The sequence below is a fragment of the Verrucosispora sp. WMMD703 genome, from assembly GCF_049178935.1.
Classification (GTDB): Bacteria; Actinomycetota; Actinomycetes; order Mycobacteriales; family Micromonosporaceae; genus Micromonospora; species Micromonospora sediminimaris.
In genome coordinates this window covers 3,416,945-3,431,438 of record NZ_JBMHMM010000004.1, presented here as the reverse complement: position 1 = coordinate 3,431,438, position 14,494 = coordinate 3,416,945, and the positions used below count along the sequence as shown (strand labels likewise).

14 protein-coding genes are annotated in these 14,494 nt (G+C 72.6%); 3 read left to right on the top strand and 11 right to left on the bottom strand.

What is annotated here, in order from left to right; all coding sequences use genetic code 11:
- Window positions 1-12 precede the first annotated feature (12 nt).
- On the bottom strand, window positions 13-1,104 hold the full coding sequence (locus ACN26Z_RS16210; RefSeq protein ID WP_421462051.1) for a ferredoxin reductase: 1,092 nt from the start codon (window positions 1,102-1,104) through the stop codon (window positions 13-15).
- A gap of 84 nt (window positions 1,105-1,188) precedes the next feature.
- Here ACN26Z_RS16210 and ACN26Z_RS16205 point away from each other — a divergent pair, with 84 nt between their 5' ends.
- Window positions 1,189-2,436, top strand: coding sequence for a PucR family transcriptional regulator (locus ACN26Z_RS16205; RefSeq protein ID WP_282238561.1), 1,248 nt, complete (start codon window positions 1,189-1,191; stop codon window positions 2,434-2,436).
- A 41-nt stretch (window positions 2,437-2,477) separates the two neighbouring features.
- On the opposite strand, the gene ACN26Z_RS16200 is transcribed toward ACN26Z_RS16205, so the two are convergent.
- The 9 genes from ACN26Z_RS16200 to ACN26Z_RS16160 form a co-directional block, all read right to left on the bottom strand.
- A complete protein-coding gene (locus ACN26Z_RS16200) occupies window positions 2,478-4,052 on the bottom strand; it encodes a Na+/H+ antiporter (protein WP_421462049.1) in 1,575 nt (524 codons plus the stop codon).
- Between the two features lie 83 nt (window positions 4,053-4,135).
- The gene (locus ACN26Z_RS16195; protein ID WP_282238563.1) at window positions 4,136-4,924 is read right to left on the bottom strand and encodes an IclR family transcriptional regulator; all 789 of its coding nucleotides are present in this window, start codon (window positions 4,922-4,924) and stop codon (window positions 4,136-4,138) included.
- On the bottom strand, window positions 4,921-5,304 hold the full coding sequence (gene pcaC, locus ACN26Z_RS16190) for a 4-carboxymuconolactone decarboxylase (RefSeq protein WP_421462046.1): 384 nt from the start codon (window positions 5,302-5,304) through the stop codon (window positions 4,921-4,923). Before pcaC ends, ACN26Z_RS16195 begins: the two co-directional genes overlap by 4 nt.
- A complete protein-coding gene (pcaD, locus tag ACN26Z_RS16185) occupies window positions 5,304-6,083 on the bottom strand; it encodes a 3-oxoadipate enol-lactonase (RefSeq protein ID WP_282238564.1) in 780 nt (259 codons plus the stop codon). Before pcaD ends, pcaC begins: the two co-directional genes overlap by 1 nt.
- On the bottom strand, window positions 6,080-7,504 hold the full coding sequence (gene pcaB, locus ACN26Z_RS16180; RefSeq protein WP_421462044.1) for a 3-carboxy-cis,cis-muconate cycloisomerase: 1,425 nt from the start codon (window positions 7,502-7,504) through the stop codon (window positions 6,080-6,082). The genes pcaD and pcaB overlap by 4 nt, the downstream gene beginning before the upstream one ends.
- A complete protein-coding gene (gene pcaG, locus ACN26Z_RS16175; protein WP_421462042.1) occupies window positions 7,479-8,048 on the bottom strand; it encodes a protocatechuate 3,4-dioxygenase subunit alpha in 570 nt (189 codons plus the stop codon). Before pcaG ends, pcaB begins: the two co-directional genes overlap by 26 nt.
- A complete protein-coding gene (gene pcaH / locus ACN26Z_RS16170; protein ID WP_421462040.1) occupies window positions 8,041-8,781 on the bottom strand; it encodes a protocatechuate 3,4-dioxygenase subunit beta in 741 nt (246 codons plus the stop codon). Before pcaH ends, pcaG begins: the two co-directional genes overlap by 8 nt.
- A gap of 106 nt (window positions 8,782-8,887) precedes the next feature.
- The gene (locus ACN26Z_RS16165) at window positions 8,888-9,652 is read right to left on the bottom strand and encodes a CoA-transferase subunit beta (protein ID WP_421462038.1); all 765 of its coding nucleotides are present in this window, start codon (window positions 9,650-9,652) and stop codon (window positions 8,888-8,890) included.
- A 236-nt stretch (window positions 9,653-9,888) separates the two neighbouring features.
- Window positions 9,889-10,707, bottom strand: coding sequence for a CoA transferase subunit A (locus ACN26Z_RS16160; RefSeq protein ID WP_282238567.1), 819 nt, complete (start codon window positions 10,705-10,707; stop codon window positions 9,889-9,891).
- Window positions 10,708-11,049: 342 nt separating this feature from the next.
- Here ACN26Z_RS16160 and ACN26Z_RS16155 point away from each other — a divergent pair, with 342 nt between their 5' ends.
- Together ACN26Z_RS16155 and ACN26Z_RS16150 are read left to right on the top strand one after the other, a co-directional pair.
- Window positions 11,050-12,510 (top strand): benzaldehyde dehydrogenase, encoded by a 1,461-nt coding sequence (locus ACN26Z_RS16155; RefSeq protein ID WP_282238569.1) that lies wholly within the window; start codon window positions 11,050-11,052, stop codon window positions 12,508-12,510.
- Window positions 12,511-12,527: 17 nt separating this feature from the next.
- Window positions 12,528-13,697 carry a 4-hydroxybenzoate 3-monooxygenase gene (locus tag ACN26Z_RS16150; RefSeq protein ID WP_421462035.1) on the top strand — a complete coding sequence of 390 codons (1,170 nt, stop codon included), beginning with the start codon at window positions 12,528-12,530 and terminating at the stop codon, window positions 13,695-13,697.
- A gap of 19 nt (window positions 13,698-13,716) precedes the next feature.
- On the opposite strand, the gene ACN26Z_RS16145 is transcribed toward ACN26Z_RS16150, so the two are convergent.
- Complete coding sequence (locus ACN26Z_RS16145; protein ID WP_421462033.1) at window positions 13,717-14,427, bottom strand: class I SAM-dependent methyltransferase; 711 nt, start codon at window positions 14,425-14,427, stop codon at window positions 13,717-13,719.
- Window positions 14,428-14,494: the final 67 nt, after the last annotated feature.

Sequence of the window (14,494 nt, the reverse complement as noted above, 5' to 3'; positions counted from 1 at the left end):
GTCGGTCTCCGATCAGATCTCGAGTTCGCACGGGCCGGCGGCGGCGGACACACAGGTCTGCACGCGTACGCCGTCGCCCGGCAGGGCGGTGGTGAGCTGGCCGTTGCGTAGGTCGCGGACCGCGCCCTGGCGCAGCGGCAGCACGCAGCCGAAGCAGATGCCCATTCGGCAGCCCGAGGGCATCAGCACCCCGGCGTTCTCGCCGGCGTCCAGCAGCGGGGTGGCGCCGGTGGCCGCCACGGTCACCGACGAACGGGTGAAGGTGACCGTCCCGCCGTCACCGGCGGTGATCACCGTGGGGCGGAACCGCTCAGTGTGCAAGCGGGCGGCGTGGCCGCGGGCCGCCCAGTGTGCCTCGGCCGCGTCGAGCAACCCGAGCGGGCCACACGCCCAGGTCTGACGGTCCAGGTGATCGGGGACGAGCGTGTCCAACTCGGCCACGTCGAGCAGGCCCTCGACCTCGGTGTGCCGCTCGATCAGCCGGATGGCGCCACGCTCGGCGAGGCCGCGCAGCTCCGCGCCGAAGACCACGTCCGCGGCGGTGGGCGCCGAGTGCACAAGCACCACGTCGCTGCCGGCCAGGGCACCCGAGCGCAGCATTCCGGCCACCGGGGTGATGCCGCTGCCCGCGGTGAGGAACAGCACCCGCGACGGTGCCCGCTCCGGCAGCACGAAGTCGCCGCACGCCTGGTCGAGCTGCACGATGGTGCCCGGCCGGATGCGACGGACCAGGTGATTGCTGACCACGCCGTCGGGAATGGCCTTCACCGTCACCGAGATCGGATCGGCGCGCCGGCTGGGGGCGGAGGTGACCGAGTAGGCCCGCCACTGGCGCACCCCGTCGACGTCGACACCGAGCCGGACGTACTGGCCGGGGACGTGCCCGCGCCAGCTGCGGCCAGGCTGGATCAGCAGGGTCGCCGCGTCCGGCGTCTCCGGCTGCACGGCGAGGATCCGGCCGCGCAGGTCGGCACCGGCGCGGAGCGGAGCGATCAGATCGAGGTAGTCACTGGGCAGCACCGGCGTGGTCACCGTCTCGGCGAGCCGCCACAGGCGGCGCCGCAAAGATCTCGTCGTGCCCGGTGGCGGGACGGTGGCGGTCATACGACGATGGTCGCTGCGCGCTGGCATAAAATCTTGGCCAGCGAAGGTAAAGCGATCCATCCCTTTTGTGCGGGGAGAACAACCGTGGCGGAACCATCCGGAACGACCAATCGGGCGGCCCGCATCGAACTGGACCAGCGGGTGGCCCGCGAACTGCGCGACCGGCTGCCGCTGGTGGCCGGGCAGACCGTCACCGCGATCACCGCCGAGGTGCCCAGCTACTCCGGCACCCTGACCGGGCAGATGCGGGACAAGATAGAGAACGCGGTGCAGATCGCGTTGGGCACCTTCCTGCAACTGCTCGAACAGTCCCAGGCCGCCGACCGTACCCAGGTCAACGACCCGAGCACCCCGCTGGTCCCGGCGCTGGAGGCCGCGTACGCCCTGGGCAGCGGCGAGGCCCGGTCGGGCCGCAGCGTGGACGCGCTGCTGGCCGCGTACCGGGTGGGTGCCCGGGTCTCCTGGCGGGAACTGGCCGCCGCCACCGTGGCGACCGGCCTGCCCGCCGCCAAGGTCGCCGAGTTCGCCGAGTTGATGTTCGCCTACATCGACGAGCTGTCCGCCGCGAGCGTCGCGGGGCATGCCGACGAGTTGGCAAGCGTGGGCCGGGCCCGACGACGGAACCTGGAACGGCTCACCCAGCAGTTGCTCGCCGGTGAGGCGGAGGACGTGCTGCTGCGCAGCGCCGAGCGGGCCGACTGGCCGGTACCGCAGACCCTCACCGTGGCGCTGCTGCCCCAGGCGAAGCTGCGCGGGGCGCTCGCCCTGCTGGGCGAACACACCTTGGAGAGCAGCGAGGAGCTGCCGGCCGGCGAGCCGGGCGAGGAGACCGCGGTGCTGCTCGTACCGGACATGCACGGGGACCGGCGCCGGCAGCTCGCCCGGGTGCTGCACGGACGCCGCGCGGTGCTGGGGCCCTGCCGTCCCTGGGCCCGGGTCTGTTCCTCGTACCGGCGGGTGGTCCGGGTGGTCGCGCTCGGTATCGCGCAGCCCACCGACGGCGAACCCCTGGACACCGAACAGCATCTGGCCGAACTGCTGCTCAGCGCCGACGTCGAGGCGCTCGCCGACCTGCGTGCCCGGGTCCTGCAACCCCTCGCCGCTCTGCCTGCCGCCACCGCCGAGCGGCTCACCGAGACGCTGCGTTCCTGGCTGCTGCACCAGGGACGGCGGGATGACGTCGCCGCCGACCTCTTCGTCCACCCGCAGACCGTGCGCTACCGGATGGGTCAACTGCGCGAACTCTACGGTGACCGCCTCACCGATCCGCGCAGTCTGCTCGACCTCACGGTCGCGCTCGCACTGCCGGCCGGCGGGGCGGCGGCCGGCTGAGCGAACCCGCCGGGTAGGCGGGCCGGCCGGCTGAGCAGCGGTTACTCGGAGGTCGTCGGGCCGAGCAGGCGGATCTCCTCGACGTCCAGCCGGGCCTGCAACTCCTGCAAGACGGTGTCGTCGATCTCCCGCCGGTCGCGCATCGCGGTGATCTCGCGTCGCTTGTGTTCGAGGGCGGCCAGCCGCAGTTGACGCTCGACCTCCCGGGCGGTCAGCGACTCGTCCTCCGGCTCGGCCTGCATCGCGTTCAGATGACCCGAGTACTCGGCCCGGAGCCGTTGCAGGATCTCCGCCTCGGCACCCACCCGGTCGGCGAGGTCGGGCAACGCGTCGAGGGTGGCCTGGGTGGCATTCAGCTGCGCCTGCCGCGACTCCTCGACCCGTTCCGGATCGCCGCGCAGCCCGGCCCAGCTCATCACGAACGGCAGGGTGGTGCCCTGCACCAGCATGGTCACCATGATCACCGTGGCGACGCCGAAGATGATCAGATCCCGCTCCGGCACCGGGCTGCCGTCCTGCGCGGTCAACGGCACGGCCAGCGCCGCCGCCAGCGACACCGCACCCCGGAAACCGGCCCAGCCGGCGACCGTGCGCACCCGCCAGTTGACCTGGCGGGCGAGCTGCGACTCGCGCCGGTCCACCAGCCGGGCCACTCCGGCGATCAGGTGCAGCCACAGCATCCGCACGGCCACCAGCACCCCGGCCACCACTAGCGCGATCACGACGGCCCGGCCCAGGGAGACGCTCGTGACGTTCTGCACCGCCCGCGGAATCTGCATGCCGACCAGCACGAAGAGTCCACCGTTGACGAGGAAGGTGGTCAGGTCCCAGAAGGACAGCGCGAGAATCCGGGACCGGGCCCGGATCACCCGGGGGCTGGCGTAGGAGAGCATCAGACCGGCGACCACCACCGCGAGCACCCCACTCTCGTGGATGCTGTCGGCGAGCAGGAAGGCGGCGAACGGGGTGAGCACGCTCAACGCGCCCTCCCGCAGCGGGTCGTCGAGGCGCTTGCGGATCAGGATCACCACCGTGCCGACCACCATGCCGGCGGCGATGCCGCCGAGGAAGGACAGGCCGATCCGCTCGACGAGTTCGAAGGCGTTCGGTGCGGCGCCCCCGCCGAGCAGGCCGAGCGCGATGGCGAACAGCACCAGGGCGGTGCCGTCGTTGACCAGGCTCTCCGCGCGCAGGGTGGTCAGCAGCCGGCGGGGCATCCGCTTGGCCAGCCCGGCCACCGCCGCGGCGTCGGTCGGGGCGAGCACCGCGCCGAGCACCCAGGCCACCGCCGGGTCGACACCGAAGCGCTGCACGACAAGCGACACCGCGACCATCGTGACCCCGACCAGGCCGACCGCCAGCAACGCGATGACGACGATGTTCGCCCTGATCTCGCGCAGGCTGGTGACCAGGCTCTCCCGGTACAGGATCGCCGGCAGGAACAGCAGCAGCACCACCTCGGGTGCCAGGACCACGTGCGAGAACGGGGGCAGCAGCGCCACCAGGGCCCCCAGGCTGATCAGCAGCACCGGTGGGGCGACCCGGTACCGGCCGCCGATGGTGGTGCCGACCAGCACGACGACGCCAAGCGTGATGACCAGCAGCAGCTCGCGCACCTCGCCCCCCGTTCGTCGCCCCCCACATGGTGGTACGCGGACGGGCCGCCCCGGGCTGATTCGCCGCAGCGCCCAGACCGGGCTCAGCGACGGGGACCGGCGCTCAGGTCCTCCTCGATGCGCTTGGCCGTGGCCAGCAGCGGTGGCAGCAGCTCCCTGCGGATCATCTCGAACGAGCCTCGGCTGGCGTGGGCGGAGACGTTCACGGCGGCCACCACCGAGCCGTTGTCGCCGTGGATCGGCGCGGCCAACGACCGCAGCCCCTCCTCCAGCTCCTGGTCGACGAGGGCGTACCCCTGGGTGGCGATCTTCGTCAGGAGGCCGCGCAGCTTGTCCGGGTCGGTCACGGTGCGCCGGGTCAGCGGGCGCAGCTGCGCCGTGGCGAGATAGTCGTCCAGCCATCGGGGCGGCTGCCCGGCGAGCAGCACCCGGCCCATCGACGTGGCGTACGCGGGGAACCGGGTGCCGACGCTGATCCCCACCGTCATGATCCGCTTGGTGGGCACCCGGGCGACGTAGACGACCTCGTCACCGTCGAGGACCGACACGGAGCAGGACTCGTGCACCTGCGCCACCAGCGCCTCCATGTGCGGCTGGGCCACCTCGGGCAGGCTCAGGCTGGACAGGTAGGCGTAGCCGAGGTCGAGGATGCGCGGGCGCAGGGAGAACAGCCGCCCGTCGGTGCGTACGTAGCCGAGTTCGACCAGGGTGAGCAGGAAGCGACGGGCGGCGGCCCGGGTCAGCCCGGTGGCCCGGGCCACCTCACTGAGGGTGAGCTGCGGGTGTTCGGCGTCGAAGGCCCGGATCACGGCGAGACCGCGTTCCAACGACTGGACGAACTCGCCGGAGCGGGCCGTCGCCTCGTCGGTCACGGGGCCGCCTCCTGCCGCAGAGTCTCCTGGGCCACCTTGAACGCCCGGTTCGCCGCCGGTACGCCAGCGTAGACGGCCACCTGGAGCAGCACCTCCTTCACCTCGTCGGGGGTGAGGCCGTTGCGCAGGGCGGCGCGTACGTGCATGGCCAGTTCCTCGTCGTGGTGCAGGGTGGCCAGCACGGCGAGGGTGATGCAGCTGCGGGTACGCCGGTCCAGCCCCTCCCGGGTCCAGATCTCACCCCACGCGTAGCGGGTGATCAGGTCCTGGAAGTCGGCGGTGAACTCGTCGGTGCCGGCGATGGCCCGGTCGACGTGCGCGTCGCCGAGCACCTGCCGGCGTACCGCCATGCCGGCCTCGTACCGCTGCTGGTCGGTCATCAGGGCACCGCGCCTTTCGGGTCGAGGTGGTCCGCGAGCAGTCGGGTGACGGCCTCGGGTTGCTCGACGTTGGCCAGGTGCGCCGCCCCGTCGAGCACCACCAGGCGGGCCGACGGGATCCGCTCGGCGATGGCGGCCGCGTGCTCCGGCGGGGTCGCCGGATCGTCGGCCGCGCCGACCACGAGCGTCGGTGCGCGGATCGCGGTCAGGTCCGGGCGCAGGTCCATCGCGGCGATTGCCGCACAGCAGCCGGCGTACCCGGCGGCAGGTGTGCTGACCAGCATGTTCCGGTACGCGGCGACGGCGTCCGGATGGGTCGCGGTGAAGGCCGGAGTGAACCAGCGCTCGACGATCGCGTCGGCGATGCTGTCCAGCCGACCGGCACGGACGGCGGCGGCTCGGGCCCGCCAGCCGTCCGCCGGCCCGAGCAGTGCGGAGGTGCACAGCAGGGCGAGGCGGTCGATCCGTTCGGGGGCGTGCGCGGCCAGCCACATGCCGACCATCCCGCCGAGGGAGAGCCCGGCGTAGTGGACCCGGGTCACGCTCAGGTCGTCCAGCAGCCGCAGCACCTTCCGGCCGAGCAGGTCGATGGTGTACGGCCCGGCCGGTGTCGCCGAGCCGCCGTGGCCCAGATGGTCGTAGCGGACCACGCGGTACCGCTCGGCCAGCGCCGCCACCTGCGGCTGCCACATCGCGCCGGTGGTGCCCAGGGAACTGCCGAGCAGCAGCACCGGCGCGTCCGGCGGGCCGTCGACGGTGTAGTGCAGCGCGCCGGTCACGGCCGTACCTCGCCGTCCGGCCCGACGGACGCGGCCAGGTCGTGCGCCGCCCCGGGGTGCGGTCCGCTGGACGCGGCCGGGTCGTGCGCCGCCTCGCGGTGCAGGTCGAGGGCGCGGTCGATGAGGTGCCCGGTGCTGCCGAGCCAACCGGCCGGGTCGAGGGCGGCGTCGACGTCCGATTCCGACAGGTGGGCGCGCAGGTCCGCCTCGGCCAGCAGCGCCGCCCGGAAGTCGGGCCGGCCGGCGGCGCGGCGGACCAGGTCGTGAGCGGCGGCGCGGCCCAGGGCCGGTGCCAGCCGGGCGGCGACCGCCTCGGCGAGCAGCAGGCCGCCGGTGGCGTCCAGGTTGGCCCGCATCCGCTGCGGACGTACGTCGAGGTTGGCGAGCATCCGGGCGGTGCGGGCGGCGGCCCCGCCGGCGAGGTGCGTCAGGTCGAGCAGGGGCTCCCACTCGGCGTGCCAGCCACCGGTGGCCCGCTCGTGTTCCTGGCCGGCGGCGGCGAACAACGTGCCGACGAGCCCGGGGCCACGCCGGGCCGCGGCGGTGACCAGCACCGAGTCCACCGGGTTGCGCTTGTGCGGCATCGCCGAGGAGCCGCCCCGCCCCGCGCCTCCCTCGGCCACCTCGCCGACCTCGGTCTGCGCGAGCAGGCCCACGTCGAGGGCGATCTTGCCAGTGGCGGCGAGCAGCCCGCCGAGGGCGGCGGCCAGGTCGAGCAGGGGCTGGCGGCGGGTGTGCCAGGGCAGCGGGCTCGCGGCCAGGCCGAGCTGCGTGGCGAACCGGTCGACCATCGCCGGCCCGGCAGTGCCGTAGACGGCGAGGGTGCCGACCGCCCCGCCGAGCTGCACGGGCAGGTCGGCGCGCGCCCTGGCCAGCCGGGTCCGTGCCGCCACCAGGCCGACCAGCCAGCCGGCCGCCTTGAGCCCGAAGGTGGTCGGTGCGGCCTGCTGGCCGAGGGTACGGGCGGTCATCAGGGTGTCGCGGTGGGTCCGGGCCAGCCGGGCGGCGGCGTCGGCGGCGTCGGCGAGGTGCCGCAGCAGCGGCTCGGCGGCCCGGGCCGCCACCAGCGACAGGGCGGTGTCGAGCACGTCCTGGCTGGTCGCGCCGTGGTGGACCCAGGGCCGGGCCGGCGCGGCGACCGCGGCGGTCAGCTCCCGCACCAGCGGGACGACGGGATTGCCGGCTGCCTCGGCCGCCTCGCCGAGAGCGGCCGGGTCGTACCGTTCGACGCGGCACTGCCGGACGATCTCGTCGGCGGCCGGGGCAGGCACCAGCCCGACCTCGGCGCCGGCCCGGGCCAGGGCCGCCTCCGCGTCCAGCAGCGCCCGCAGCAGGGCGTGGTCGCCGAGTTCGGCGTCGACGTCAGGCGTGCCGGAGAGCCCGCGCAGCAGTGCCTCAGACGGCGAAGAAGACGGTCTCATGCTCTCCCTGAAGGCGGATGTCGAACTGGAACCCGTCCGTGGCCGGTCGGGCCAGCAGCGTGTCACGACGCTGCGGGTCGACGGTACGCAGCACCGGGTCGCTGGCATTGGCCGCCTCGCCGGGAAAGTAGACCCGGGTGACGAGACGGTGCAGCAGCCCCCGCCCGAACACCGACAGGGTCAGGTGCGGTGCCTCGGTGTCGCCGTCGAAGGTGGGCAGCGGCCCGGGTTTGACGATGTGCAGGGCGTACCGGCCCTCGGTGTCGGTCTCGGCCCGGCCGAAACCCCGGAAGCCGGGGACCGCCGGTGGCCGGGCGCCCCGTGGATCGTCGGGGTGGTCGAAGCGCCCGTCGGGATCGGCCTGCCAGCTCTCCACCATCGCGTCGACCACGGCCGCGCCGGTGCCGTCGAAGATCCGGCCCCGCAGCCAGAACGCCCCGGGCGTACCCTCCGGGACCACGTACGGCCCGTCGGGCCAGCGCAGGCCGATGTGCAGGTACGGCCCGACGGTCTGGGCGGGCGTGACGCCCAGCGACTCACTCATCGTCGTCCTCGTCCTCGAACACGGTGGCCTCCCGGCCGCGCAGCACGATGTCGAACTCGTAGGCGAGTGCCCACTCGGGGCGGGTGGCGGCGTGGTCGTAGCGGGCCACCATCCGCTGCCGGGCCCGCTCGTCGCGGACCGAGTTGAAGATCGGGTCCTGCAAGAACAGCGGATCGCCCGGGAAGTACATCTGGGTCACCAGCCGCTGGGTGAAGGCGCGACCGAAGAGGGAGAAGTGGATGTGCGCCGGCCGCCAGGCGTTGTCGTGGTTGCGCCACGGATAGGCGCCGGGCTGCACGGTGACGAAGTGGTAACGGCCGTCCGCGTCGGTCAGGGCGCGTCCGACGCCTGTGAAGTTCGGGTCCAGCGGCGCCGGCCAGGTGTCCGCCGCGTGCCGGTAGCGGCCGGCGGCGTTGGCCTGCCAGATCTCGACAAGGGTGTGCGGCACCACGCGGCCGTCGCCGTCGAGGACCCGGCCGTGCACGATGATCCGCTGCCCGAGGGGTTCGCCGTCGTGCTGGCGGGTCAGGTCGTGGTCCAACTCGCCGAGGCGACCCTCGCCGAGCAGCGGGCCGGTGACCTCGGTGAGCCGCTGCGGCAGGTAGGTCAATGGCTGCTGCGGCGCCCGGGTCACCGTCGACCGGTAGCCGGGGCTGAGCAGCGGCGGGTGGGCGTCGACGTCGTCGCGCCGGTAGCTCGGCAGGATCAGTTTCCGCTCGGCGTCCTGGGTCAAGGCCGCTCCTCCCCTTCAGTCGATCCGAGTATCCGCGACCCGGAGGATTCGAGCGGGTGCCCGCTGACGATCGCACCACCCGGCGGTTCGGGCTGCGGCTGGTCGGTCATGCCGCCGCCCGCATTGTCGCTTCGAGGGCGCGCAGCACTCTGAGTTCCTCGGCGGTCGGTGGCTCGTTGGTGCTCAGGTCGTCGGCGACGGCGAGCGGCCAGCCGGTGGCCTCGAGGACCCGCTCGACGGTGACGCCCGGGTGCAGCCGGGTGAGGGTGAGTTCGCAGCTGTCCGGGTCGGCCTCGAGGACGCCGAGGTCCGTGATGACGGTGCGGGGTCCACCGCCGCGTAGACCGAGCCGGGCCCGGTCGCCGGGGCCGGCGCCGTAGCCGACCGAGGTGACGAAGTCGACGCGCTCGGTGAAGGTACGCCGGCTCTGCCGGACGATCACCACCACCTCGCCGCAGGAGGCGGCGATCTCGGGAGCGCCGCCGGCACCGGGCAGGCGCACCTTCGGGTCGGTGTAGTCACCGCCGATCACGGTGGTGTTGATGTTGCCGTACCGGTCGAGCTGCGCGGCGCCGAGGAACCCGACGTCGATGCGTCCGGGTTGCAGCCAGTAATTGAACACCTCGGGCACCGGGATCACCGCGTCGGCGGTGTCGGCGAGCACGCCGTCACCGATGGAGAGCGGCAGCCGGTCGGGTTTGGCGCCGAGACAACCGGACTCGTAGATCAGCACCAGGTCCGGGGCGTGGGTGGCGCGGGCCAGGTTCGCCGCGGTGCTGGGCAGTCCGATCCCGACGAAACAGGCGGTGCCGTCGCGCAGTTGCCGGGCGGCCGCCACCGTCATCATCTCGTCGGCGGTGTACTGACTCATGCCGGCCCTCCGCTGCGCTGCGGGCCGACATGAGGCACCAACGCACTGAGTTGATGATTCGCTCGCTGACGCTCACTCATGCCGGCCCTCCGCTGCGCTGCGGGCCGACATGAGGCACCAACGCACTGAGTTGATGATTCGCTCGCTGACGCTCACTCATGCCGGCCCTCCGCTGCGCTGCGGGCCGACATGAGGCACCAACGCACTGAGTTGATGATTCGCTCGCTGACGCTCACTCATGCCTTCGTCCCCGCGTTCTGCACATGCCGTTCGATCCAGTCCTGGAAGGTGTCACGGTCCCGGCTGATCTCGTCCCAGGCGACGTAGAAGGCGTTGTCCCGCACCGAGTAGCCGTGCGCGTACGAGGGGTGGGCGCCGCCGGGTACGTGCGCCACTGCGGTGATCGCCCAGCCGGGCAGCACCACCTGGCCGGGTACGGGGGTCAACTCGTCGACGATCTCCTCGACGGTGACCAGGGACCGGCGGGCGGCCAGCACCGCCTCCTTCTGCACGCCGGTGATGCCCCACATCTGCACGTTGCCGGCGCGGTCGGCGCGCTGGGCGTGCACCACCGTCACGTCGGGGTTCAGCGCGGGGACCGCGGTAAGCGTCTCCCCGGTGAACGGGCAGTCGATGCTGCGGATGTTGCCGGTGTGCCGGGGCAGGTCGGTGCCGGTGTAGCCGCGCAGCACCGCGAACGGCAGGCCGGAGGCACCGGCGACGTAGCGGTTGGCCATCCCGGCGTGGCTGTGTTCCTCCAGCTCCAACGGGACGGGCCAGGAGTTCTGCACGGCGTCGCGGAAGCGGTGCAGCGACCCCACGCCGGGGTTGCCGCCCCAGGAGAAGACCAGGCGGCGGGCGCAGCCGGCGCCGATGAGCTGGTCGTAGATGACGTCGGGGGTCATCCGTACCAGGGTCAGGTCGCGCCGCTCCTGCCGAATGATCTCGTGGCCGGCGGCGAACGGGATCAGGTGGGTGAATCCCTCCAGCGCCACCGTGTCCCCGTCGCGGACCAGCTCCGCGACGCCGTCGGCCAGCGGGACGAGCTTCGCCATGAGCCTCCCTGCCTCCTGTTTCACGTACCCACCGACCGCTGTTCGGCATGCGGACCGGCGTACTTATCTCGAACGTAATCGGCGTTGGTGACGTTCGTCAACGCGCCCCGGCCGGCCGGATTCACCCGTCCGACCTGTCGCAGAAATGTTGCGGTGATCCGTTGACGCGAGCCGAGTCCCGTGCAAATGTCCTTGATGAGAACGCCTGTTCGGCAAGCGAACAAGCGACGCGCGCGGTCGGCCCTGGCTACCGCCGGGCCGCCGCACGTATCAGGCGTGGCCGGAACCATCCCGCCGGCCACCGCCCGTGCCTGTCCCACCTGCGGCGCAAGGAGGATCACCATGCCCCTGCTCGACACCGACACCTGGCACGGCCGGATCTACAGCGACGGTTGGGTGCGGGCCTCCGGCGGCACCGCCACCGTTCGTGCCCCCGCCACCGGCGAGGAGATCGGCCAGGTCGGCGTGGCCGACGCCGACGACGTCGCGCGGGCCAGCATCCGGGCCGCCGCCGCGCAGCGAGCCTGGGCCGCCACCAGCTACACCGAGCGGGCCGCCGTGCTGCGCCGGGCCGGCGCGTTGTGGGAGCAGCACGCCGCCGAGGTCGGCGAGTGGGTGGTCCGCGAGTCCGGGTCGATCCCGCCCAAGGGCGGCCTGGAGACCGGCACCGCCGCGCAGGAGTGCTACGAGGCCGCGACGCTGCCCTCGCAGTCACTCGGTGAGATCATCCCGAGCGCCCAGCCCCGACTCAGCCTGGCCCGCCGGCTACCGGTCGGCGTGGTGGGCGTCATCTCGCCGTTCAACGCTCCGCTGATCCTGGCGATCCGCTCGGTTGCCCCGGCGCTGGCGCTGGGCAACGCGGTGGTGCTCAAACCGGACCTGCGTACGGCGGTCTGCGGTGGGCTGTCCATCGCCCGGATCTTCGAGGAGGCGGGGCTGCCCGAGGGCCTGCTGCACGTGCTGCCGGGCGGCGTCGCGACCGGCGAGGCGCTGGTCGCCGACCCGCGCGTACGGGTGATCAGCTTCACCGGGTCGTCCGCCGCGGGCCGCAAGGTCGGTGAGGCCGCTGCCCGGCACCTGAAGCGGGCGCACCTGGAGCTGGGTGGCAACTCGGCGCTGGTGGTGCTCGACGACGCGGACCTGGACCTCGCCGTCTCGGCCGGTGCCTGGGGTTCCTTCCTGCACCAGGGGCAGATCTGCATGACCACCGGCCGGCACCTGGTGCACGAGAGCCTCGCCGAGCGGTACGTCACCGAGTTGGCCGCCAAGGCCGACCACCTGCCGGTCGGTGACCCCGCCAAGGAGCAGGTGGCGCTCGGGCCGATCATCGACGAGGCGCAGCGCGACAAGATCCACGCGCTGGTCACGTCGAGCGTGGACGCGGGTGCCCGGCTGGCCGCCGGTGGCAGCTACGAGGGGCTGTTCTACCGGCCCACCGTGCTCGCCGATGTCACCCCGACCACCCCGGCGTACGCGCAGGAGGTGTTCGGCCCGGTCGCCCCGGTGCTCGCCTTCAGCGACCTGGACGAGGCGGCGGCGCTGGCCGGCGCCAGCGAGTACGGGCTGTCGCTCGGCATCCTCAGCCGCGACGTGATGAAGGCGATGGCGCTGGCCGAGCGCATTCCCAGTGGCATCGTGCACATCAACGACCAGACCGTCAGCGATGAGGCGGTGGCGCCGTTCGGCGGGGTCGGTGCGTCCGGCACCGGTTCCCGCTTCGGCGGGGCGGCGGCGAACATCGAGGCGTTCACCGAGACGCAGTGGCTCACGATGCAGGGCGACATCACCCGCTACCCGTTCTAGGCCCCAAGGAGGCATGGATGCGTACCCAGGTCGGCATCATCGGAGCGGGACCGGCCGGTCTCATGCTGTCGCACCTGCTGCACCGGCACGGGATCGACTCGGTGGTGGTCGAGAGCCGTAGCCGGGAGTACGTGGAGCACCGGCTACGCGCGGGCGTGCTCGAACAGGGCTCGGTCGACCTGCTGCGAGACACCGGCCTGGGGGCACGCCTGGACCGGGAGGGGATGCGGCACGAGGGCATCGAGCTGCGCTTCGACGGCGAGTCGCACCGGGTGCCGATGACCGAGCTGACCGGCCGGGCGATCACGGTGTACGGCCAGCAGGAGGTGGTCAAGGACATGATCGCCGCCCGGCTGGCGGCGGGCGGGACGATCCTGTTCGAGGCACCCGCCGACCGGCTGTCCGGGCTGGACAGCGCCCCGGTGATCCACTTCCGGCACCAGGGCCGGGACGAGGAGTTGCACTGCGACTTCGTGGTCGGTTGCGACGGCTACCACGGGATCAGCCGGCCGACGGTGCCCGACGGGGTGCTGACCACCTACGAGCGCACCTACCCGTTCGCCTGGCTGGGCGTGCTCGCCGCCGCCCCGCCCGCGGTGGAGGAGCTGATCTACGCCCACCACGAACGCGGCTTCGCCCTCTACAGCATGCGCTCGCCGCAGATCTCCCGGCTGTATCTCCAGGTGCCGGCCGACGAGGACATCGCCGACTGGCCGGACGAGCGGATCTGGGCCGAGCTGCGTACCCGGTTGGAGACGGTGCCGAACTGGACGCTCAACGAGGGGCCGGTGCTGGAGAAGTCGATCACCCCGCTGCGCAGCCTGGTGGTCGAGCCGATGCAGTGGCAGCGGCTGTACCTGGCCGGCGACGCGGTGCACATCGTGCCGCCGACCGGTGCCAAGGGCATGAACCTGGCGCTGGCCGACGTCGCGCTGCTCGGTGACGCCTTCGCTGCCTGGTACGCCGACGGCAGCACCCACCTGCTGGACGGCTACTCGCGTACCGCGCTGCGCCGGGTCTGGCGGGCGCAGCAGTTCTCCTGGTGGATGACGTCGATGCTGCACCGACTCAACGCCGACGACCCGTACGAGGCGAAGCTCCAGTCGGCGACCCTGCGGTACGTCACCACCTCCCCGGCGTACGCGACAAGCCTCGCGGAGAACTACGTCGGCCTACCCGAGGTCTGAGCGCGGAAGGTGAGGGACCTCAGCGCTTGCGCGCGAGGATGAGCCGGAACCGTGGGCTGCCGTCGCGGTGCTGACCCAGACCGGTCAGGGCGGTGTCGGTCGCGGTGAAGCCGACCGCCGTCAGGTCGTCACGCAGCGCGGAGAGGCTGGTGGTGTGGTAGTACATCACGAACGGCGGGCGCCACACGGCGTTGCGGACCCGCATGGTCAGGTCGAACCCGCGGGTGACCCAGTGCGAGACCGAGGTACGCGGCGACGGCGTACCGATCGGAATGGCGAACAGCCCACCCGGCCGCAGCGCCCGGTGGACCCCGGCGAAGAGCGCGGGCCGTTCCTCCGGCAGGAAATGCCCGAGCGCACCGGCGCTGACCGCGAGATCGAACCCCTCGGTGAACGGCAGGGCCCGAACGTCGGCCCGCACCCAGCTGGCCTCCGGAAATGCGCGGCGCGCCTGCGCGAGCATCCCGGCGCTGAAGTCCACGCCCGTGATCCGATCCCGACACAGAGAGCTGAGGACCTGCATTCCCGCGCCGGTGCCGCAGCACACGTCCAACCCATTGTCGAACGCACCGACTTCGGTAAGCGCCTGCGCGGTCGCGCGGAGAACGCTGTCCGGCGTGCGGAAGGGCGTGTGGTCGAACTTCGGCGCCAGCAGGTCGTAGCCGCGCTCCACCGAGGAGAGCGCCTGGACGCACAGCTCCCGTAGCGACGGGCCGTTGGGCGAGAACACCGGCCGAGGGTACCTTCCGGACCGCCGGCATCCGCCGATGCCGAGGTACCCAGCCGAGTGGACTATT

Bases quoted from the DNA above. Each gene is read 5' to 3' on its own strand.
- pcaG (WP_421462042.1), bottom strand. From the start codon at position 8,048: ATGAGTGAGTCGCTGGGCGTCACGCCCGCCCAGACCGTCGGGCCGTAC.
- ACN26Z_RS16150 (WP_421462035.1), top strand. From the start codon at position 12,528: ATGCGTACCCAGGTCGGCATCATCGGAGCGGGACCGGCCGGTCTCATG.
- ACN26Z_RS16155 (WP_282238569.1), top strand. From the start codon at position 11,050: ATGCCCCTGCTCGACACCGACACCTGGCACGGCCGGATCTACAGCGAC.
- pcaB (WP_421462044.1), bottom strand. From the start codon at position 7,504: ATGAGACCGTCTTCTTCGCCGTCTGAGGCACTGCTGCGCGGGCTCTCC.
- ACN26Z_RS16160 (WP_282238567.1), bottom strand. From the start codon at position 10,707: ATGGCGAAGCTCGTCCCGCTGGCCGACGGCGTCGCGGAGCTGGTCCGC.
- pcaC (WP_421462046.1), bottom strand. From the start codon at position 5,304: ATGACCGACCAGCAGCGGTACGAGGCCGGCATGGCGGTACGCCGGCAG.
- ACN26Z_RS16210 (WP_421462051.1), bottom strand. From the start codon at position 1,104: ATGACCGCCACCGTCCCGCCACCGGGCACGACGAGATCTTTGCGGCGC.
- ACN26Z_RS16165 (WP_421462038.1), bottom strand. From the start codon at position 9,652: ATGAGTCAGTACACCGCCGACGAGATGATGACGGTGGCGGCCGCCCGG.